At 64.9% G+C, this 21,198-nt stretch carries 13 protein-coding genes; 4 read left to right on the forward strand and 9 right to left on the reverse strand.

Annotated elements, in window-relative coordinates:
• Positions 1-112: 112 nt before the first annotated feature.
• From SLT36_RS19835 to hutI, 8 genes are all read right to left on the reverse strand, one after another.
• A complete protein-coding gene (locus SLT36_RS19835; protein ID WP_432284063.1) occupies positions 113-8,704 on the reverse strand; it encodes a GH36-type glycosyl hydrolase domain-containing protein in 8,592 nt (2,863 codons plus the stop codon).
• A gap of 350 nt (positions 8,705-9,054) precedes the next feature.
• Positions 9,055-9,627 (reverse strand): NADPH-dependent FMN reductase, encoded by a 573-nt coding sequence (locus SLT36_RS19840; RefSeq protein WP_067963236.1) that lies wholly within the window; start codon positions 9,625-9,627, stop codon positions 9,055-9,057.
• Between the two features lie 115 nt (positions 9,628-9,742).
• On the reverse strand, positions 9,743-10,312 hold the full coding sequence (locus SLT36_RS19845; protein WP_432284064.1) for a HutD/Ves family protein: 570 nt from the start codon (positions 10,310-10,312) through the stop codon (positions 9,743-9,745).
• Positions 10,312-11,637, reverse strand: coding sequence for a YjiH family protein (locus SLT36_RS19850; RefSeq protein ID WP_432284065.1), 1,326 nt, complete (start codon positions 11,635-11,637; stop codon positions 10,312-10,314). The genes SLT36_RS19845 and SLT36_RS19850 overlap by 1 nt, the downstream gene beginning before the upstream one ends.
• Positions 11,638-11,709: 72 nt before the next feature.
• A complete protein-coding gene (hutU, locus tag SLT36_RS19855) occupies positions 11,710-13,383 on the reverse strand; it encodes a urocanate hydratase (RefSeq protein WP_432284066.1) in 1,674 nt (557 codons plus the stop codon).
• Between the two features lie 13 nt (positions 13,384-13,396).
• On the reverse strand, positions 13,397-14,224 hold the full coding sequence (gene hutG / locus SLT36_RS19860) for an N-formylglutamate deformylase (RefSeq protein WP_432284067.1): 828 nt from the start codon (positions 14,222-14,224) through the stop codon (positions 13,397-13,399).
• Positions 14,221-15,765, reverse strand: coding sequence for a histidine ammonia-lyase (gene hutH / locus SLT36_RS19865; protein WP_432284068.1), 1,545 nt, complete (start codon positions 15,763-15,765; stop codon positions 14,221-14,223). The genes hutG and hutH overlap by 4 nt, the downstream gene beginning before the upstream one ends.
• Positions 15,762-16,994, reverse strand: a complete 1,233-nt coding sequence (hutI, locus tag SLT36_RS19870) for an imidazolonepropionase (RefSeq protein ID WP_432284069.1) — start codon at positions 16,992-16,994, stop codon at positions 15,762-15,764. The genes hutH and hutI overlap by 4 nt, the downstream gene beginning before the upstream one ends.
• 91 nt (positions 16,995-17,085) lie before the next feature.
• Here hutI and SLT36_RS19875 point away from each other — a divergent pair, with 91 nt between their 5' ends.
• The 3 genes from SLT36_RS19875 to SLT36_RS19885 all read left to right on the forward strand — a co-directional run bounded on the left by SLT36_RS19875 (position 17,086) and on the right by SLT36_RS19885 (position 19,691).
• Positions 17,086-18,438, forward strand: coding sequence for a formimidoylglutamate deiminase (locus SLT36_RS19875; protein WP_432284070.1), 1,353 nt, complete (start codon positions 17,086-17,088; stop codon positions 18,436-18,438).
• Positions 18,439-18,474: 36 nt separating this feature from the next.
• A complete protein-coding gene (gene hutC / locus SLT36_RS19880) occupies positions 18,475-19,218 on the forward strand; it encodes a histidine utilization repressor (RefSeq protein ID WP_182573719.1) in 744 nt (247 codons plus the stop codon).
• Positions 19,219-19,355: 137 nt separating this feature from the next.
• Complete coding sequence (locus SLT36_RS19885; RefSeq protein ID WP_432284071.1) at positions 19,356-19,691, forward strand: hypothetical protein; 336 nt, start codon at positions 19,356-19,358, stop codon at positions 19,689-19,691.
• A 90-nt stretch (positions 19,692-19,781) separates the two neighbouring features.
• On the opposite strand, the gene SLT36_RS19890 is transcribed toward SLT36_RS19885, so the two are convergent.
• Complete coding sequence (locus tag SLT36_RS19890; RefSeq protein ID WP_115732556.1) at positions 19,782-20,126, reverse strand: RidA family protein; 345 nt, start codon at positions 20,124-20,126, stop codon at positions 19,782-19,784.
• Between the two features lie 193 nt (positions 20,127-20,319).
• Between SLT36_RS19890 and aztA the strand changes: the two genes are divergently transcribed.
• Positions 20,320-21,195, forward strand: coding sequence for a zinc ABC transporter ATP-binding protein AztA (gene aztA, locus SLT36_RS19895; RefSeq protein WP_432288407.1), 876 nt, complete (start codon positions 20,320-20,322; stop codon positions 21,193-21,195).
• Positions 21,196-21,198 lie beyond the last annotated feature (3 nt).

Raw genomic sequence — 21,198 nt, forward strand, 5'->3', positions numbered from 1 at the left:
CGACCGGTAATCTGCTGTGATCCGATAAGGAATTGAGATTTAACGAAAAAAGGCATCGTTGCGGCAAAATGATGACAAAGCCGGCAACCAAGTTGACGCAGGGGCATCCCGGCTAGGCCGGGATGCGGATCACAACGTCGACTTCGCCGCTGTCGCGCATGGCAAAAGACGCGTCCTTGCCCTTCACGCCATCGACCTCTGCTTTCGCAGCTTTAGCGGCTTTGTCCCTCACAACACGCAACCTGTAGACGGCACCACCCAGACGGAGCGTCGCCGAATACCCTTCCCAATGCTTGGGAATGGCCGGTGCCACGACCAGTCTGTTGCCACGCTGGCTGATGCCGAGGATGCTTTCGACCGCCGCGCGATAGAGCCAGCCTGCCGAACCTGTGTACCAGGTCCAGCCACCGCGGCCGGCCTTGGAGGCGTCGGCATAGACGTCGGCTGCCACCACATAGGGTTCGACCCTGTAGGTCTCGGCGGCGGCCTCGTCGAGCGCATGGTTGACCGGGTTGAGCATCGAGAAGCAGCGATAGGCCTCGTCGACCTGCCCCATTTCCGCCAAGGCAATGACAAACCAGGTCGCGGCATGGGTGTACTGGCCGCCATTTTCGCGCACGCCAGGCGGATAGGACTTGATGTAGCCCGGCTCCTTGTCGGTTTCGGAGAATGGCGGAGTGAACAGCTTGATCAGCTTGAGCTCGTCGTCGACCAGCATTTTGGTCGCCTGTGCCATCGCCGTGCGCGAACGTGCCGGATCGCCCTCACCCGAAATGACGCTCCACGACTGCGCGATCGAGTCGATCTTGCATTCGTCGGAGTTGCGGGAGCCGAGCGGCGTGCCGTCGTCGAAGCTGCCACGGCGATACCACTCACCATCCCAGGCCGCATTCTCCAGCGCCCGCTTGAGCGAGGTGGCGTGCTTGTCCCAGGCGTTGGCGCGTTTTGAATCGCCTTCGGCCTTGGCGAGCGGGGCGAACTCGCCCAGCGTCCGCAGCAGGAACCAGCCGAGCCAGACGCTGTCGCCCTTGCCCTCCTCGCCGACGCGGCTCATGCCGTCGTTCCAGTCGCCGCCGAGGATCAGCGGCAGGCCGTTCTTAGCCGTCCGCTTGATGGCGAGGTCGAGCGCGCGGGCACAGTGCTCGTAGAGCGAGGCCTTCTTCTTGGACTGCTCCGGCGTGAAGAACGCGTCATGTTCGCCCGGATTGAGCGGCTGGCCTTCGATGAAGGGCAGTTGCTCGTTGAGGATCGCCGCGTCGCCGGTCACCGTGACATAGCGCGCGGTGGCACTCGCCAGCCAGACGACGTCGTCGGAGATCATGGTGCGCACGCCGGCGCCGGTGCGCGGCAGCCACCAATGCTGGACGTCGCCTTCGGCAAACTGCCGGCCGGCGGCGTTCAGGATCTGCGCACGGGCAAGGCTTGCGTCGTGCATCAGGAGCGCCAGCGTGTCCTGCAGCTGGTCGCGGAAGCCGAAGGCGCCGCTGGCCTGGTAGAAGGCCGAGCGTGCACGGATGCGGCAGGCCAGGCTCTGGTATGGCAGCCAGTTGTTGACCATGGCGTCGAGGGCCTTGTCGGGCGTCTCGACCTCTATGGTGCCGAGGAACGAACGCCAGTTGGCCTCGTTTTCCGCCAGCCTCTTGTCGAAATCGACCTTGAGATGACGGCTCACCAGCGCGCTCGCTTCCTCCTCCGAGCCGGCATCGCCGAGCAGCCAGAGCAGGGAAATCGAGCCGCCTGCGGGCACTTCGACATCCCTCGAGATCGCAGCACAGGGATCGACACCCGCCTCGACGCGTCCGCTCAGTTCGGCACCCAGCGTCACGGCGCGCGGCGCCTCGACGGTGCCGCCCATGCCGATGAACTCATTGCGGTCGGCGGTGACCGCATTGGCCTTGCCGTCCATCGTCATGAAGGCGACACGCTCGCCAAAATCGAGGCCGTAGCTGTTGCGGGCGAACAGCGCGCCCGTCGCCTCGTCGAGCGACGGCACGATGTTGGGCGCAGTCCTCGCCCGACTGTTGCCCAGCACCCACTCGGCGTAAGCGTAGACCTTGAGCTTGGCCGGCACCGCGCCCGAATTTTCGATCTTCAGCCGCGAAATGCGAACCGGATCGTTCGGATCGACGAGATGCGTCAGTTCGGTGGCCAAAGTGCCGCGCTTGGAGCGGAATGTCGAAAAACCCTGGCCGTGGCGGGCTTCGTAGCTTGCGCCCGCGTCACGCGCCACAGCGGCAATCGGCGAATAGGTCCTGCCGCTGGCGCGATCGAAGATGTAGATCGCCTCGCCCGGACGGTTGGTGACGGGATCGTTCGACCATGGCGTCAGCTGGTAATCGCGGCTGTTACGGCTCCAGGTGAAGGCAGCACCTTCAGCCGAAGCGTGGAAGCCGAAGCCGCCATTGGCGATGACGTTGATCCAGGGCTGCGGCGTCGAACGTGCCCCATTGAGGCGCACGACATAGTCGCGACCGTTGGCGTCGAAGCCGCCGAAACCGTTCCAGTAGGACAGGCCGTCGCCGCCGCTCTTGCGGGCGCTGCGCGACGGCGACGTCTGCAGCGCGGAGGTCTCCGGCCGATCGGTCGCCTGAGCGGCTGCAAGGGCATCGCGGGCGGCAAGCGCTGCCGCCTCGGCACGCTCGATCTGGTCGAAGATCGTGCCGTTGCGGGTGTGCAGGCAGACACGCGCGACGGCGAGAAGCGTGCGGTAGGAGCCTTCGTCCATCAGGTCGCGGCGAACCGCGAAGATGTGCTGGCGTGGTCCGAGTTCCTTGCCGCGCAGGCGGCTGTTCTCGCACAGATGCTCGATCGCCTGCTGCAGGTCCTGGACATAGGACGAGGCCTGCTCGTTGACGATGACGAGATCGGCGACGAGGCCGCGGGCGCGCATATATTCCTGGAAGCGCAGCGCCTGGGCGACGATCTCGATATCGGCGACGTCGCCGATCCGGATCGCCAGGATCGGGAAATCGCCCGAGATCGCCATCGGCCACAGCGCCGACTGCCGGCCGAGGCCGGAGGCGATGGCATCCGCCGACAGGCGCAGGAACGGATCGGGATAGATCAGGAAGCGGGCCAGCTTCTGGACGTTTGCGGCATCAGCCAGGTTGAGGCCGAGATGGCGCGTCTGCACCTGCGACCGGGTCCAGGACAGCATGGCCTGGCGCTGGAAGCCTTCGGGGTGGTCGAGCTTGGCGACAGTCTCTTCGACCTCTTCGCGGGTCGAGCCGACGATGGTCCAATAGGTCAGCGTGACCTTCTTGTTGGCCGGCACGCGGACGCGGCGGCGCAGGGCCGCCACCGGATCGAGCGTGAAGCCGGCGCTGCCCGAAAGCTTGGCACCCGGATCGAAGGCCGCCGGATCTGATATGGTGCGGCCACGGCCGATGAAGGCGCGGCGGTCGGTCTCGGCCTCGGTGTCGCGTACGAAGCCGGACTGGTCGGTGACGAAATGCGCCGCGACGACGGAAGGCTCGTTGGCGGCGCGGGTGCGCCGCGTCGCCAGGATGGCGCTGCCATTGTGGGTGATCTCGGTCTCGACGAACATCTTGGAGAACGCCGGATGGGCGTTGTCATTGGCCTCGGGCGCCAGCACCAGCTCGGCAAACGACGTCACCTCGATGTGGCGGTCGACGGCAGCGTCGTTCCAGATGGTGACCTTGCGGGCCTCGCCATTGCCTTCGGAGACGACGATGCATTCGACCTCGCTGCGTAGCGTGCCGACAGTCTTGATGAAGCTCGCCTTGTCGTCGCAGAACAGGGTCTGGGTCTGCTCGCCGGTGGCGCGCTTCGGCTCCGATGTCGCCGACCACCAGTCGCCGGTTTCGGTGTCGCGCAGGAACAGATAGGTGCCAAGCCGATCCTCGGTCGGATCCGGCTGCCAGCGCGTGATCGCCATGTCGTTCCAGCGGCTGTAGCCCGAGCCGGTTGCCGTGACCATGACCGAATAGCGGCCATTCGACATCAGGTTGGTCGACCGCAGGGCGCGCATCGGATTGAGCACCAGGCGCGTATCGGCGCTGTGATCGGCGGTCTCGTCCTTGGTGTGCTCGGCCACCTCGGTGCGGACGGTGGCGACGGGAATGTCGCGCGGTGCCTTCTCCTGCAGCAGCAGCTCCGCTGCCTCGATCACCGGATCGCTGTGGAAGCGGTCGCGCATGCGGCCTTCGAAGATCGCATTGGCAATCGCCACGATCGACATGCCCTGGTGATGGGCCATGTAGTTGTAGACAACCGCATGGTCGGTGCCTTCGGGCACACGCTGCGGCGTGTAGTCGACGGCGTCGTAATAACCGTAGCGGCCAAGCGCGCCGAGCTTGCGCAGGCGCCTGAGATTGGCCGTCGCCTCGCTCGGCAGGAACTGGGCTGCCAGCACCGTTGCATAAGGTGCGATGACGGTGTTCTGGCCAAGGCCGCGCTTGAGGCCAAGCCCCGGCACGCCGAAATTGGTGTACTGGTAAGTCAGTTCGCGGTCGCGGCCGTTATAGGCGGCCTCCGAGATGCCCCACGGAATGCCCTTCGAGCGGCCATACTGGATCTGCCGGTGGACGATCAGCTTGTTGGTCTGGTTGAGGATGCCGCCCTGCGGCTCCTTCATCACCAGCGGCGGCATCAGATACTCGAACATCGAGCCCGACCACGACATCAGTGCGCCCTGGAAGCCGATCTCGACGATCGGGCGGCCGAGGCGGAACCAATGCTCGGTCGAGATGTCGCCCTTGGCGATGCCGAACAGGCTGGTCAGGCGCGCCTCGGAGGCAAGCAGGTCGTAGCAGCTTTCGTCGAGTTGGTGCTCCTCGACGCGGTAGCCGATCGACAGAAGCTTGCGCTCGTTGCGCATCAGGAACGAGAAATTCATCTCGAAGGCGAATTTGCGGGTGCGTTCGCGCAGCTCCATCAGCTTGCTGCGCAGCGCCGCGACTGCCTGGTCGTCGCTGTGCGCGTCATGCACATGCGCCTCGCAGGTGACTTCCAGCGTCCTCGCCCAGTCGGCAAGCACGTCGCTCTTGGTCGAAGCCGCCTCGGTGTGGATCGCGCCGGCCAGCTTGCGGATTTCGCCCGACAAGACGGCCAGGTTGATGGTGCGGATCGAGGCCATTTCCGGCTGCGACTTGATGGTTTCCACGGCCCGGCGCATGCCGTCGATGCGGTCGATGAGGCGCTGGCGCAGCGGCCTCAGCTGGCGGCGGTCGTCAGGCAGGTCGGCGACGCTCTCCTCGATGATCGAAACGATGTCGAGAATACCCTCGAAATCGCCCTGGAGATGGACCGAGGGGGCTTCCGCCCATTCCGAACAGGCGGCGGCGACCGCCACGAGATGGCCGGCGAGATTGCCGCTGTCGACACTCGAGACATAGAGCGGATAGAGCGGCCTGAGGTTTGTCGTGTCGTACCAATTGTAGAGATGGCCCCGGAAGCGCTCCATCTTTTCGATGGTCGAGACGGTGGCGTCGATGCGCGATACGGCGTCCGCCAGGCTGATCCAGCCGAAGTCGCGGGCCGAGACGACCGACAGGAGGTAGACGCCGATATTGGTCGGCGAGGTGCGCGTGGCAATCACGCCGGTCGGGTTTTCCTGGAAATTGTCAGGCGGCAGGAAGTTCTGCTCCGCCGTGACGAAGGTCTCGAAATAGTGCCAGGTGCGGCGTGCCACGGTGCGCAGGGTGTGGACGTCCCAGGGCGCGACATGCAGCCGGTCTTCGGTTTCGGCCGAGCGGCTGATCAGCCAGGCAAAAGCCGGCGAACCGGCCCAGAAGATGGCGAAGGCGAAGGCAACGAAGGCGCCGGTCGAATCCGTCATCACAGGCAGGACCAGGCCGACAGCAGCGATGATCACCGCGCCATACATCATGCGGTAATAGGCTGCGAGGTCGTTGCCGCCGGACTTGTGCGCCTGCGAGGCGGTGCGCCATTCCAGAAGGTTCTCGCGGCTGACGAACAGGCGATAGAGCGTGCGGATGATCGCATCGCCCATCATCCAGGCCAGATGCGCCATCAAGACGACCTTGAGCGCCACCATCGCGGTGCCGAAGGCAAGGTCGCGGCCGAGCGCGCTGAAATGGCCGCGCGGGGTCGCTTCGCGGTTCTTGGGCAGGATGGCGTCGATGATGTCGAATGTCGGCGCCATGAACAGGCTGAGGATCAGCAGCGCCTGCCATTGCGCGGCCTGGGTGAAGGGCAGCAGTGTCCAGCCGGCAATCGCCGCCATGACCCAGAAGATCGGCGTCAGCGAACGCCTGAGATTGTCGACCATCTTCCAGCGCGACAGCGCCGGCACGCCCGACTTCGGGTCGAAGATGTAGCCGAGCAGCTGCCAGTCGCCACGCGCCCAGCGATGCTGGCGCGAAGCGTCGACCGAGTAGCGGGTCGGATAGTCCTCGACCACCTCGACGTCGGTGACCAGCGCCGAGCGGGCAAGCGCGCCTTCGAGCAGGTCGTGGGAAAGGATGGTGTTTTCGGCGATGCGCCCCTTGAGCGCGGCTTCCATCGCGTCGACATGGTAGAGGCCCTTGCCGGTGAAGGTGCCTTCGCCGAAGACGTCCTGGTAAAGATCGGACACGGCAAAGACGTAAGGGTCGAGGCCGCGATGGGCCGAAAACACGCGCTGGAAGAACGAGGCTTCGTCGCCCGTCGTCAGCGACGGCGTGACGCGTGGCTGCAGGATGGCATAGCCTGAGGTCACCAGGCGCTTCTCTGCGTCGAACTCCGGCCGGTTGAGCGGGTGGCACATCTTGCCGACCAGCTTGGTGACCACGCCGCGCGTCATGCGCGTGTCGGCGTCGAGCGTCATGACGTGGACGATGTTGTCAGGCAACGCCGTGTCGGTCGGCAGGAAAGTGGTGTCGCCGTCGCCGCGCAGCAAAAGGTTCAGCTCGTGCAGCTTGCCACGCTTGCGCTCCCAGCCCATCCAGCAGCCCTGCGACGGGTTGAACAGGCGGCGGCGGTGCAGCAGGTAGAAACGCGCGGCACCCTCGCTGGGATAACGCTGGTTGAGCCTGGCGATCTCGCGACGGGCGTAATCATAGATCTCGCGGTCGCCGGCCGATATCTCGGCCTGGCTGTCGGGCCAATCGGAGAGCACGGCGAAATGGATCTCGCCCGACATGTTGGCGAGGTGATGGACCTCGATGTTGCGGATGTTCTCCTCGACATCGTCGCGCGAGCCGATGAGAGACGGCACCACGACCAATGTCCGGGCTTCGGCCGGAACGCCGTCCTTGAATTCGTAACCGATGAGGCGGGTCGGCTCGAGGAACTTCAGCACGATGGTGTTGAAGAAGGCGAGCGCGCCCTCGCTGGCCGGAACCGAAAACAGCACCAGCATGACAACGACCGCCGCCGTCGGCAGGCCAAGTGCCGCGAGCGCGTTGCCGGCAAGGAACAGCAGCAGCACGGTCAGGGCAAAGACCGGAAGGGCGATGCCGAGCCAGTTGGTCTTGCGGAAGGCGCGGTTGGCGATGCGCCCGATGGTCGGACGATAACCGATCGACTGTTCCAGCTCCTGCCGGCGCGGGCCGACGAGGAAGAATCCGACGTCGGAGCGTTCCTTCTGCAGACCCGAAGAATCCTCTGATGAAGCAGGCGCTTCCTTCAGCGCGAAGTCGGTCGCCTGTTCGGCGACTTCCTTGCTTGCAAAATCGGTCGCCTGTTCGGCGACCTGGAACTCCGACAGCTTGGAGTGACGCGCCAGTTCCTCGATTGCGGTGCGATACTGGTCGCGCGAGGCGAAATCGAGCTCGGCAAAATTGGTGCGCTCGCGCAATAGCGTGTCGACGCGGCTGACATCCTCGAACCAGACCGTCCAGTCCTGGTCATTGATCAGGCGCAGGCCACGAATGATGTTGCCGGTCGTGACGTTGCCGGAAGACAGCGTGTGGTGCTCGCCGATGATGATCTCTTCGGCGTCGCTGCCCGACTTCTCGAGCTCGTTCTCAAGCCAGATCAACGCCTTGCCGGCGTTCTGCGAACCGTCGCGCAAGCGATAGAGCAGCTGCGTCGCAAAGGTCGTGTCGCGGGCGTGGGCAGCATAGGCCCTGAGCAGGGCAAGGCCGTCGTCCTGCTCCTGCACACTCTGCAGGCGGTCGGCGACGTCGTTGGCGATTGCGCGCATTTCGCGGGCGCGGTTCACGCGGACGGCGATGCGGCGCAGATTCTCGACCAGAACGAAACGCAGCAGCGACGGCAGCGCCCACAGCTCGCCGATGTGCAGCGGCTCGACCGACTGGTAACCCTCGACGATCGCCTTGAACATATGCGCCGAAACGGTGCTGTCGGAATGGGCGACATAGACCCAGGCGATGGCCAGCGCCCGCGGTACCGACTGGCCGTTGCCGAGATCGATCGTCGGCAATTCGCGGTAGAAGCGCTTGGGCAGGTCGCGCTTGACCTGATAGATGGTCTCTTCGACGAGATAGTTGTTGTCGAGCAGCCATTGCGCCGCCGGGGTGATCGGCTCGCCCCTGCCCTGCGCAGCATTGGTGTCGCGATAGACATGGAGGATCTTCTTGGCGCTCTCGCGGATGCGGGCGTGGAAGTCGAAGGCTTCGAGACCGAAATAGGAGCGCAGCTCCTTGCGGGCCATGCTTTCGCCCGTCGCGCGCAGCCGGTCCTCATGCAGCACCGTCGCCCTGATGGGCTGTTCGGCCACGGCCGGAAAACTCGGCACTACGTCTTTGATCCGGCGCGGGTCGGTCTGAATATTCATCTACAGCATTTCCGTTTGACAGAAAGTCCGCAGCGCCTGCCGGCGTCGCGGACCTGCCACATAAACCGTTTCAAACAAGAATTGGTTGCATGCAACCAACAGGTCGATTGAGCGCTCTTGCACCTGGATTGAGTGAAAATATGGCGTCGGCGCCGCCAATCTCCCTCCGCGCCTCATAGCAGTGCAGGGCCGCGAGCGGAACGCAAGGATTGGGGCTTTTTCGTGTTCGCATGATGAATCTTTGCCATATTTCAGGCGCTGCACGTCAACCTTCGCAACACCGGCATTTGTTCAGCCGAATTTCAGGCCGCCACGGTGGCCAAACGGGCTTCGAACCGCTCAGCCGCCACTCAGCCGCCGCGGGGCAACACGGTGTAGACCCTGACCACGAAGGCATGGAATTCGGCCATGTAGTTCTTGAGGAATTCGGCGGTGCCTTCATTGGTCACCTCGCCCTCGTCGGTGATCAGTCCTGGCTTGAACTGGATGTAGGCTTCGGGCGCGTTCATCTGCGGCGAGTTGCAGAAACTCAGCACGCTGCGCAGGCTTTGCTGGGCGACAGCGGTGCCGATCGCGCCGGGCGAGGTGCCGATGACGGCAGACGGTTTGCGGGTGAAGGAATTGGTGCCGTAAGGCCGGCTCGCCCAGTCGATGGCGTTCTTGAGGCCGCCGGGGATCGAGCGGTTGTATTCGGGCGTGACAAACAGCACGGCATCGACGCCGGCCAGTGCCTTCTTGAAGGCGCGCGCCGGCGGCGGAAAGTCGGCGTCGTAGTCATAGCTGTAGAGCGGCAGGTCGCGAAACGGGATCTCTTCCATTTCGAGGTGCTTGGGCGCGAGCCGGACCAGCGCCTTGGCGAGCTTGCGGTTGATCGAAGCTGTGGCAAGGCTGCCGACGAAATAGCCGACCTTGTAGGTGTCCATGGCACATACTCCACTGCGCCGCGCGATCTGGATCGCCGGCCTGACCTACCCGTCCCCAAAGGGGAGTGTTTGCCAGTTCCGCGCCGATGTCACGACGATTTTGGAGATTGCCCTGTTATGTCAGGCGAATGGAGACCTTGAGAAGCGACAGAGGTTCGGCCGGCGCGACCGTCAACGCGGCCGGCCCGTCATCAGAATAGAGCGTGTCGAATGCCGCCACCAACTCGCCGCCGATGCGCGCCGACCCGGAGGCGACGAAGACCAGGCTGATGCCCTGCCCCAGCGCGATGTCGCCCGGGTCCGAAAATTCCAGCCGCTCGACAGCATGGCTGACACGGCCGCGCCGGGTCATGACGTTGAAGTCGAGCACCGGCCCGTCGATGAGCACGGCCTCGGTGCCGACATCGCCTGGGAAAGCGTAAGGCTGCGACTGCGGAGACAACGCCACCGGTGCGGCATCGCCCGCGGCAAGCTGCATCGTGCCCGACAGAACGGTCAACGTCCGGTCGATGTTGGCAAAGACCGAAAACGGGCCGCCGCCGGCGACCTGCGCCATGGAGATACGCCAGTCGAAGGTGTCGAGCCCGGCCGCGGGCGGCCAGGCCAGGATTTCGGTCGTCACGCCGCCGCCGTTCTTCCACGGCATCGGGCGGCAGTCGGCGTGACGGATGATGCGCGCTGCCATTACGCCAGCCAGCCCATGCTGATCGCCAGCCAGGCGATCGGAGCGGTGACCAGAATGCTGAGAGCGGTGCGGATATACCAGATGATGATCAGGTCCCGGAAGGACAGAGGGATGGACGTCGCCAGCACGCACGGGATCGATGCCGACAAAAACAGCACCTGGCTGACCGACACGACCGCGGCAACGAACCTCAGCCCGAGATCGGCTTCTTTCAGCAGGATCGCCGGCAGGAACATTTCCGCCAGACCGGAAGCCAGTGACTTTGCGGCCATCATCGGATCGTTAAACTGCGCCAGCCAGGTGAATGGATACAGCGCCAGACCCAGTATGTCGAAGATCGGCGTGTATTTGGCCGCCAACAGGCCGAGAAGCCCGACCGCCATGATGCTGGGAAGGATGATCGATGCCATGCGCAGGCCGTCGATGAAGGTGTCGCGCAGCAGCGAATGCAGCGGCGGAGCCGCCTGGGCCTGGTCGAGGCCGACATCGATCGCCGTCTGGATGCGGGACTTTCCGGCCGCAAGCGGCTGGTCGCGGTTGGCGGGATGATCCTTGCCGGAGATCGGCCAGATCCGGGCGGTGATTGCCGAAACGACGAACGTCACGACGAAGGTGGTCCAGAAGTAGAGGTTCCAGTTGCCCATCAGGCCGAGGGTCTTGGCGACGATGATCATGAAGGTTGCCGAAACGGTCGAGAAGCCGGTGGCGATGATCACCGCCTCGCGGACGGTGTATTTGCCTTCCTTGAAGACCCGGTCGGTGATCAGCAGCGCCAGCGAATAGCTGCCGACAAAGGACGCAACCGCATCGATGGCCGACCAGCCCGGCGTCCGCCAGACCGGCCGCATGACCGGCTGCACAAGCACACCGGTGAACTCCAGCAGGCCGTAGCCGACGAGGAAAGCGAGCGCCAAAGCGCCGATCGGCACGATCAGCCCGACCGAGAGCACCAGCTTGTCGAACAGGAAGGGCAACATGTCGGGGGCAAAGAAAGTCTCCGGCCCGACCCCGGTGAGATACATGACCGAGAGCCCGAGCCCGAGAACACGCAGGGCCGAAAAGATTGCTTCGGTGACGTTCCTGTTCCAGGAACCGCGAACGAACGGGCCGATGGCGCCATAGGCGATCAGCAGACAGACGAAGGCAACCGCCACGGGGCGCAACTGGACCGCCAGCGCGGTCGCGGCATGATCAAGGAGGATGGTGGATTTTGTGCCGATCGTGACCGGTACGAAAAAGAAGATTATGCCAATGAGGCTAAAAAGTACAAGTTTCAGGCCGGCGCCGGCCCGCGATCCGCCTTCATGGCTGGTGATATCGGTCATGAGGGTCCTCCTCCCAGTAAGTCAACAAGATGCGAGGCGGCACCGGGTGCCGCCTCGCAAGGTCGATCCGTTTCAAAGGATCCCGGGCAGGTTGAGGCCCTTCTCCCTGGCGCAGTCGAGCGCGATGTCGTAGCCGGCATCGGCATGGCGCATGACGCCGGTCGCCGGGTCGTTCCACAACACGCGCTCGAGACGGCGGGCGGCATCCTCGGTGCCGTCGGCGCAGATGACCACGCCCGAATGCTGCGAGAAGCCCATGCCGACGCCGCCGCCATGGTGCAGCGACACCCAGGTGGCGCCCGAGGCGGTGTTGAGCAGCGCGTTCAGCAGCGGCCAGTCGGAGACGGCGTCCGAACCGTCCTTCATCGCCTCGGTCTCACGGTTCGGTGACGCGACCGAGCCGGAGTCGAGGTGGTCGCGGCCGATGACGACGGGCGCCTTGAGCTCACCCTTGGCGACCATCTCGTTGAAGGCGAGGCCGAGACGGTGGCGATCGCCGAGGCCGACCCAGCAGATGCGCGCCGGCACGCCCTGGAAGTGGATGCGCTTGGCCGCCATGTCGAGCCAGTTGTGCAGGTGGGTGTTGCCGGGGGTGAGTTCCTTGACCTTGGCGTCGGTCTTGTAGATGTCCTCGGGATCACCCGAAAGGGCTGCCCAGCGGAACGGTCCGATGCCGCGGCAGAACAGCGGCCTGATGTAGGCAGGCACGAAGCCCGGGAAGTCGAAGGCGTTCTCGACGCCCTCTTCCTTGGCGACCTGGCGGATGTTGTTGCCGTAATCGACGGTCGGGATGCCCATCTTGTGGAAGTCGAGCATCGCCCTGACGTGCACCGCCATCGAGGCACGCGCCGCCTTTTCGACCGCCTTGGGGTCGCGCTCGCGCTTTTCTTCCCATTCGGCAACGGTCCAGCCGATCGGCAGGTAGCCGTTGACGGGGTCATGCGCCGAGGTCTGGTCGGTCACAGCATCCGGCTTGACGCCGCGCTTGACCAGTTCGGGCAGGATTTCGGCGGCATTGCCGAGAAGGGCGACCGAAATCGCCTTCTTGTCCTTGCAGGCCCTGTCGATGATGGCGAGCGCATCGTCGAGATCCTTGGCCTGGAAGTCGACATAACCGGTCTTGAGGCGCATCTCGATGCGGCTCGCCTGGCACTCGATGGCGAGGCAGGCGGCACCGGCCATGGTCGCGGCCAGCGGCTGGGCGCCGCCCATGCCGCCGAGGCCGGCGGTCAGGATCCAGCGGCCGGCGAGGTCGCCGCCGAAATGCTGGCGGCCCATCTCGACGAAGGTCTCGTAGGTGCCCTGAACGATGCCCTGGCTGCCGATATAGATCCACGATCCCGCGGTCATCTGGCCGTACATCATCAGGCCCTTCTTATCGAGGGCGTTGAAGTGGTCCCAGTTGGCCCAGTGCGGCACCAGGTTGGAGTTGGCGAGCAGCACGCGCGGCGCATCCTTGTGGGTGCGGAACACGCCGACCGGCTTGCCCGACTGGATCAGCAGCGTCTCGTCGCCTTCAAGCTTGCGCAGGGCAGCGACGATGCGGTCATAGCTGTCCCAGTCGCGGGCAGCACGGCCGATGCCGCCATAGACGACGAGCTCGCCCGGCTTTTCCGCGACGATCGGGTCGAGATTGTTCATCAGCATGCGCAGCGGCGCTTCGGTCAGCCAGCTCTTGGCGGTGAGCTCGGTGCCTTTGGCGGCGCGGATGACGCGAGCATTGTCGATGCGGGAATGTTGGGTCATTACGAAAACCTCCCTAGGAGTGTCGGCTGCCCGCCCAGGCGAGCGCGGTTTCAAGGATCTTGGTGAGCGTCGCGCGCATCGGCGCGGCGAATTCGGGATCGTAGCGGCTCGGCCAGTTGGCCGGTTCGACCTTGCCTGTCGGCTCGAGCATGTAGCCGCGGCAGGACAGTTCCATCTGCAAGGCATGGACGCCCTGCTCCGGCTGGCCGTGCCGGCGGGTGATCCAGCCGCCCTTGAAGCGGCCATTGACCACCCAGGGTCTGCCGCTGGCTGCCATCAGGGATGCGACCTGTTCCTGCAAGGCGGGATCGGCACTCTTGCCGGAATTGGTGCCGAGGTTGAACAGCGGCAGCTTGCCGTCGAACAGCCTGGGGATGACCGAGCGGATCGAATGGCAGTCATAGAGCACGACCTCGGGATGCAGGGCCCTGAGGCGGACGATCTCGCCTTCAAGTGCTGCGTGATAAGGATCGTAATAGGTGGCGCGGCGCCTTGCGACTTCGGCCTCGTCGGGCTCCTGCCCTTCGTTGTAGAGGGCCTCGCCGTCGAAGGTCGTGGTCGGGCAGAGTTCGGTCGTCGCCTGGCCGGGATAGAGCGAGGTGCCGGAGGGGTCGCGATTGACGTCGATGATCGAGCGCGACACCGTGGTGCGCACCACCGTTGCACCGAGGCCGGCGGCAAAATCATAAAGCTGCTCGATCCACCAGTCGGTGTCGCGCCGCGCCAGCCAGCGCGACACGAACAGATCGTCGAGCCCGGCAAGGTCTATGCCGGTGTGGGGGATGCTGACGAGCAGCGGGGCGTCGCCGCGCTGGACCGTCAGCCAGGGCGTGCCGCTCATCTCGCGCCACCCGAAATCTCGGGCAGGCCGATGCCGGCAATTGCCTCAACGATCGCTCCGGTGCGGACAAGTGCTATGGCCTTTTCCATGTCGGGGTGGAAGTGGCGGTCGTCATCGAGATGCGGAACCTGCGCACGGACGAGCTTGCGCACGGCTTCGAGCGCTCCACTCGACGCCAGCGGCGCATGGAAGTCGCAGCCCTGGGCCGCGGCAAGCAGTTCGATGCCGAGAACGCCATTGGCGTTTTCGATCATGCCGAGCAGCCGGCGGGCGCCATGGGCGGCCATCGAGACGTGGTCTTCCTGGTTGGCCGAGGTCGGGATCGAATCGACGCTGGCAGGATAGGCCTTCTGCTTGTTCTCGGAGACCAGGGCGGCGGCGGTGACCTGCGGGATCATGAAGCCGGAGTTGAGGCCCGGCTTCGGCGTCAGAAACGCCGGCATGCCGGAAAGGGCCGGGTCGACCAGCATGGCGATGCGGCGTTCCGACAGCGAGCCGATCTCGCAGACCGCAAGGGCGATCATGTCGGCGGCAAATGCCACCGGCTCGGCGTGGAAATTGCCGCCTGACAGCGCGGTGTCGTCCTCGGTGAAGATCAGCGGATTGTCGGTGACGCCGTTGGCCTCGGTGCCGAGCGTGTCGGCGGCCTGGCGCAGCAAGGTCAGGGCAGCACCCATGACCTGCGGCTGGCAGCGCAGGCAATATGGGTCCTGCACACGCTCGTCGCCGACGCGGTGGCTTTCGCGAATGGCGCTGCCGGCCATCAGATTGCGCAGGGTGTCGGCGGTTTCGATCTGGCCGCGATGCTTGCGCAGGATATGGATGCGCGGGTCGAACGGCGCATCCGAGCCCTTGGCGGCATCGGTCGACAGCGCGCCGGTCACCAGCGCCGAATGATAGAGGTTTTCCGCCTCAAACAATGCGGCCAGCGCATAAGCGGTCGAGAACTGGGTGCCGTTGAGCAGCGCCAGGCCTTCCTTGGCGCCCAGGGTGATCGGCTCGAGTTCGTGGGTGACGAAAGCGACCTTGGCCGGCACGATGCCATGCGGGGTGTGGCAGTCGCCGACGCCGATCATCGTTGCGGTCATGTGCGACAAAGGCGCCAGGTCGCCCGAGGCGCCGACCGACCCTTGCGCCGGAACGACCGGGATGACGCCCTTGGCGAGCATCTGCTGCAACAGGTCGATGGTCTGTTCGCGCACGCCGGAAGCGCCCTGCGCCAGGCTGGCAAGCTTGAGCGCCATCATCAGGCGGGTCACGGCAACCGGCATCGCCTCGCCGACGCCGGCGGCATGGCTGAGCACGATGTTGCGCTGGAGCGTTTCGAGGTCGTTGGCCGGGATGCGGACGCTGGCGAGCTTGCCGAAACCGGTGTTGATGCCATAGACCGGCTCGCCCTTGGCGACGATCCGCGCCACCGTCTCCGCGCTGGCCTTAATCCCCGGGCGGCAGGCCGGATCGAGTTCGGGAACGGCACCGCGATAAATGGCGCGCCAGTCGGCAAGCGTGGCATTGCCGGGGTTCAATACAAGCGTGGTCATTTTCCCCTCCAGATACGGGCATGGAGCGGGTTGAACCCCATGCGATAGACAAGTTCGGCCGGGCTTTCGATATCCCAGATGGCGAGATCGGCCCATTTTCCTGGTTCGAGCGTGCCGGTCTCGGTGAGCAGCCCGAGCGCGCGGGCGGCCTCGCGGGTGGTGCCGGCGAGGCATTCCTCGACCGTCATGGCAAACAGGGTCGCTGCCATGTTCATGGTCAGAAGCAGCGAGGTCAGCGGCGACGTCCCGGGATTGTTGTCGGTGGCAACCGCCATCCTGACGCCGTGGCGGCGGAACAGCTCGACCGGCGGCTTTTTGGTCTCGCGGATGAAATAGAAGGCGCCGGGCAGGATGACGGCGACCGTGCCTGCCGCAGCCATTGCGGCGGCACCGGTGTCATCGGTGTATTCGAGATGGTCGGCCGACAGCGCACCATAATGTGCGGCAAGGGCCGCACCGCCGAGATTGGACAGCTGGTCGGCATGGAGCTTGACCGGCAGGCCCTTGGCGCGCGCGGCGTCGAAGACACGCGTCATCTGCGCGGTCGAGAATGCGATGCCCTCGCAGAAGCCGTCGACGGCGTCGGCAAGACCTTCGGCCGCGATCCTGTCGAGCATCGGGCCGGCAACGAGGTCGATATAGGCGTCCTTGTCGCCACCTGCTTCCGGCGGCAGCGCGTGCGCCCCGAGAAACGTGGTGCGCACGGTCACCGGCCGCAGTTCGGCCAGTTGTCTTGCGGCGCGCAGCGACTTGGCTTCGTTGTCGAGGTCGAGACCGTAGCCCGACTTGACTTCGACGGTGGTGACACCTTCTGAAACCAGCGCATCGAGGCGCGGCAAGGTCTGGGCCACCAGATCGGCCTGGCTCGCAGCGCGCAGCGCCTTGACCGAAGAGACGATGCCGCCCCCTGCCCGCGCCACCTCTTCATAGGTCGCACCCGCCAGCCGCATCTCGAACTCGTTGGCGCGGTTGCCGGCATGGACGAGATGGGTGTGGCAGTCGATCAGGCCCGGCGTGATCCAGCGCCCCTCGCAGTCGACGAGGTCGGCACCGTCGCGCAGAGCCTGGGGCATGTCGGCTTCCGGGCCGGCAAAGACGATGCGGCCGTCACGGGCGGCAATCGCGCCGTTTTCGACAATGCCAAGGCCGGCGGCAGCTTCGGCCAGCGTCGCCAGCCGCGCATTGCGCCAGATTGTTGCCGATGTCGCTGATTGGTTGCCAGCCATCATCTTTTTCGTTTCCTCCAACTGCGATTATGTATATACATATTAGAAAGGCGATGCAAGTGCTATCGTGCACATGAAAGGTGAGGAGATTCTGGTGGCGACGATCTTTGCGGAACAGGCGCTGCTGGCCGACGGCTGGCAACGCAACGTGCGGATGACATTGGCCGGCGGTCGCATCGCGACGGTGGAAACAGGCGCGGCCGCTCATCCCGGCGACGAGCGCCACGCCATTGTCCTGCCCGGCATGCCCAATCTGCACAGCCATGCCTTCCAGCGCGGCATGGCCGGCCTCGCCGAAATCCGCGGGCCGTCGTCGGACAGCTTCTGGTCCTGGCGGGAGGTGATGTACCGCTTCGCACTGTCGATGACCCCAGAGCAGGTCGAGGCGGTCGCAGCCCAGCTCTATGTCGAAATGCTGGAGGCCGGTTTTTCCCGCGTCGGCGAGTTCCACTATCTCCATCACGACCGCGACGGCAGCCCCTATGCCAACATCGCCGAGATGGCCGAACGCATCGCGGCGGCCTCTGTCGATACCGGCATCGGGCTGACCTTGCTGCCGGTGTTCTACGCCCATTCGGGTTTCGGAGGCGCGCGCGCCAATGACGGCCAGCGCCGATTCATCAACGATACGAATCGCTTCGCCAGGCTTTTTGAGAGGTGCGGCGAAGCGCTGAAGGGCATCGACGGTGCGGTGCTCGGCCTTGCGCCGCACAGCCTGCGCGCCGCAACCCCTGATGAACTGGCCATCGTCACCGCGCTGACGTCAGGCCCTGTTCACATCCACATCGCCGAACAGGTCAAGGAAGTCGAGGACTGCGTCGCCTGGTCGGGCGCCCGGCCGGTGGAATGGCTGCTCAGCCATGCCGATGTCGACAGGCGCTGGTGCCTGATCCACGCCACCCACATGACCGAAGCCGAGACGATCGCCATGGCGCGGTCGGGCGCGGTCGCCGGCCTGTGCCCGATCACCGAGGCCAATCTCGGCGACGGCGTCTTTGCCGCACCGCTGTTTGTCGAACATGGCGGCAAATACGGCGTCGGCTCGGACTCGAATGTCGAGATCGGCGTCGGTGGCGAACTCAGGATGCTCGAATATTCGCAGCGCCTCGCCCATCGCGCCCGCAATGTGCTTGCCACCTCAGGCCAGTCGACCGGCCGCGCCTTGTTCGATGCGGCACTTGGCGGCGGCGCCCAGGCGCTCGGCGCGGGCACGGCGGGACTTGGCGCCGGCGCTGCCGCCGATTTCGTCTCGCTCAACCCCACCCACCCGACGCTTGCCGGCAAGTCGGACGACGCCATTCTCGATGCCTGGATCTTCGCCGCAGGCGGAAAAGTCGACTGTGTCTGGGCAAATGGCCGCAAAGTCGTGACTGATGGCGCACATTTCCGCAGGGATGCTATTGCGGCCAGGTTTCGTAACGTGATGATGGAGCTGACGGCGGCGTAACAAAGGGAGACTGGGGTGTCCGATTCGATAGCGGAGATGGTTGAAGAGACGGTTGGCGGCGATGCATCGACATCGCTCTACCAGCGCATCCTCAACGACATCAGGGACCGCATCGTTTCGGGCGAATGGGAGCCCGGCTACCGCATTCCGTTCGAACACGAGCTGACCGAGCAATATGGCTGCTCGCGCATGACCGTGAACAAGGCGCTGTCGCAGCTCGCCAAGGCCGGGCTGATCGAAAGGCGGCGCCGCTCCGGCAGCTTCGTGCGCCGGCCGCAATCGCAGGCGGCGGTGCTCGAAATCCACGACATCCGCGTCGAGGTCGAAGCGCTCGGCCTGCCCTATCGCTACGAGCTGATGGCCCAGACCAAGCGGCGCGCCACGACAGTCGACCGCGACAGGCTCGGCCCCAGCCCGTCGACTGCAGGCCAGGTCCTGGCCTTGCAGTGCCTGCATTATGCCGGGGTGCGGCCATTCTGCGTCGAAGACCGGCTGATCAGCCTCGCCGCAGTGCCCGAAGCCGCCGATCAGGAGTTTCGCAAATCGGCGCCCGGGCCGTGGCTGATCGGACAGGTGCCATGGAGTGCTGCCGAACATGTCATTCGCGCCGCCTCCGCCGATGGCGAGACGGCCGCCGACCTTGGCCTCGCCAGCGGCGCGCCCTGCCTGATCATCGAAAGACGGACCTGGAGCGCGGAGCGCCCGGTCACCCATGTGCGCTTCACCTATCCGGCCAACGCGCATGCGGTGGTGGCGCGCTTCACGCCGTCCGACGGCTAGGCGATTTTGAGCGAGCATCCGGCGGCGGCAACAGGCAGCTCAGTCCTGCCCGCCCAAGCGGTCTTGAATAGAGGCTTTCATCCCACGCCAATCAGCTTCGATCGTCGCCGTGCATGTCGAGTGTCAAATTGCGCCCCATGAAAAACATCCAGATCATCGACGGCGCTGCGAACGCCACCTTCAGCCTGTTCCAGGCAACGGAGGAGGAGTTTGCCGCCATCTTCCCGGCCGATCGCGACATGGAGTTGGTCGAAGACCTGATCAAGCGGCTTGGCAAGAAGGCTGCAAACTCGGTCCTGGCGCAGATTTGGGGCCGTCCCATCCTGAAGCGTGACGCCCTCGGCATCCATGGCACCCTGTTCTACGACAATCAGCATCGACGCCCCCATATGCCGCCGTCGAAGCGTGAAATCGATTGGGACGATGGCTCCGTCAGCCAGGCCCAGCGGGACCTGTTTGCCAGACACCGTTAGTTTGCCCACGCCGACAAGCTCCGGAAACAGAAACGCCGCGCATCCCTGGGACGCGCGGCGTTCTTTTTGTCTCGGGCCGAGAGCCGTCGCTTAGGCAGCGGCGGTGATGATGATCTCGACCTTGTATTCAGGGCCGGCCAGCTTGGCTTCGCCGGTGGCGCGCGCCGGCGTGTTGCCCTGCGGCACCCAGCCGTCCCAGACCGAGTTCATCTCGGCGAAGGTCGACATGTCGTCGAGCCAGATGATCGCCTGCAGGATCTTGGTCTTGTCGGTGCCGGCCTTGGCGAGCAGCGCGTCGATCTCGGCCAGGATGGCCTTGGTCTGCGCGGCAACGCTTTCGCCCGGGGCGCCGACCTGGCCAGCCAGGTAAACGGTGTTGTTGTGGATGACGATCTGGCTCATGCGGGGGCCGACATCGATACGACGAACGCTCATGGGTGGGTCTCCTTCCGTTAGGGGTGGCGCCTTCTTAGATTTTGCCACCTCCCCGGGCAAGGCCGCAGTGGTCGAATTGCGTGGGCCAGCGGCTTTGCCGCACCGATCCACCGCTTTGTCGCCCGACCTCGTTGACTAATGTAATAACATCACATATCCAAGGACCAGTTCGCTGCGACAAAGCATGAAGCCGATGACCGACGCCTGCCTGACATTCAAGGACCTGACGCTTGGCTACAACAGCCATCCGGCCGTGCACCATCTCACAGGCTCGATCAGCTCGGGGTCGCTGACCGCCGTGATCGGGGCCAATGGCTCGGGCAAATCCACTTTGATGAAGGGCATCGTCGGCGTGCTGAAGCCGATGGCCGGCATCTGCACCGTCACGCCGGGCAAACGCGTCGCCTATCTGCCGCAGCAGTCCGAACTCGACCGCAGCTTCCCGGCCCGCGTCGTCGACCTCGTCTCGCTCGGTCTGTGGCCGAGGCGCGGCCTGCTTGGCCGCTATTCCAGGGAAGACCGCGATGCCGTCTCCAAGGCGCTGATGGCGGTCGGCCTCGAAGGTTTCGAAAAGCGCGCCATCGACACGCTGTCGGGCGGCCAGCTGCAGCGCGCCCTGTTTGCCCGCGTGCTGGTGCAGGATGCCGATCTGATCCTGCTCGACGAGCCGTTCAACGCGGTCGACGCCAAGACCGTCGGCGACCTGATCCAGCTGATCCAGCGCTGGCATGGCGAAAGCCGCACGGTGCTTGTCGTCGCCCACGACCTTGAACTGGTGCGCGCACATTTCCCGCACACGCTGCTTCTGGCCCGCCGGCCGGTCGCCTGGGGCGAAACGCGCGAGGTGCTGCGCCCGGAAAACCTGCTCAAGGCGCGCCGTTTCGACGAGGCCTGGCATGACGATGCGCCCTGGTGCGAGCCGGACGACGGGCACGGCCATGCGCATTCCCACGCTCATGGACATGACCACGCGCATTCCCACACAAAGGGACATGACGGGCATCACCATCACGATCATGGCGAGGTCCATGATCATCCCGACCATGAATCCGGCCCCCGGGCAGCGTGACCT

The organism is Aminobacter sp. BA135 (assembly GCF_050859125.1).
Classification (GTDB): Bacteria; Pseudomonadota; Alphaproteobacteria; order Rhizobiales; family Rhizobiaceae; genus Aminobacter; species Aminobacter ciceronei.

Coding starts and splice junctions, on each gene's coding strand:
- SLT36_RS19845 (WP_432284064.1), bottom strand. CDS start 10,312: ATGGCAGCGCGCATCATCCGTCACGCCGACTGCCGCCCGATGCCGTGG.
- SLT36_RS19840 (WP_067963236.1), bottom strand. CDS start 9,627: ATGGACACCTACAAGGTCGGCTATTTCGTCGGCAGCCTTGCCACAGCT.
- hutC (WP_182573719.1), top strand. CDS start 18,475: ATGGTTGAAGAGACGGTTGGCGGCGATGCATCGACATCGCTCTACCAG.
- SLT36_RS19890 (WP_115732556.1), bottom strand. CDS start 20,126: ATGAGCGTTCGTCGTATCGATGTCGGCCCCCGCATGAGCCAGATCGTC.
- hutU (WP_432284066.1), bottom strand. CDS start 13,383: ATGACCCAACATTCCCGCATCGACAATGCTCGCGTCATCCGCGCCGCC.
- hutH (WP_432284068.1), bottom strand. CDS start 15,765: ATGACCACGCTTGTATTGAACCCCGGCAATGCCACGCTTGCCGACTGG.
- SLT36_RS19885 (WP_432284071.1), top strand. CDS start 19,356: ATGAAAAACATCCAGATCATCGACGGCGCTGCGAACGCCACCTTCAGC.
- SLT36_RS19835 (WP_432284063.1), bottom strand. CDS start 8,704: ATGAATATTCAGACCGACCCGCGCCGGATCAAAGACGTAGTGCCGAGT.
- hutI (WP_432284069.1), bottom strand. CDS start 16,994: ATGATGGCTGGCAACCAATCAGCGACATCGGCAACAATCTGGCGCAAT.
- hutG (WP_432284067.1), bottom strand. CDS start 14,224: ATGAGCGGCACGCCCTGGCTGACGGTCCAGCGCGGCGACGCCCCGCTG.
- SLT36_RS19850 (WP_432284065.1), bottom strand. CDS start 11,637: ATGACCGATATCACCAGCCATGAAGGCGGATCGCGGGCCGGCGCCGGC.
- aztA (WP_432288407.1), top strand. CDS start 20,320: ATGACCGACGCCTGCCTGACATTCAAGGACCTGACGCTTGGCTACAAC.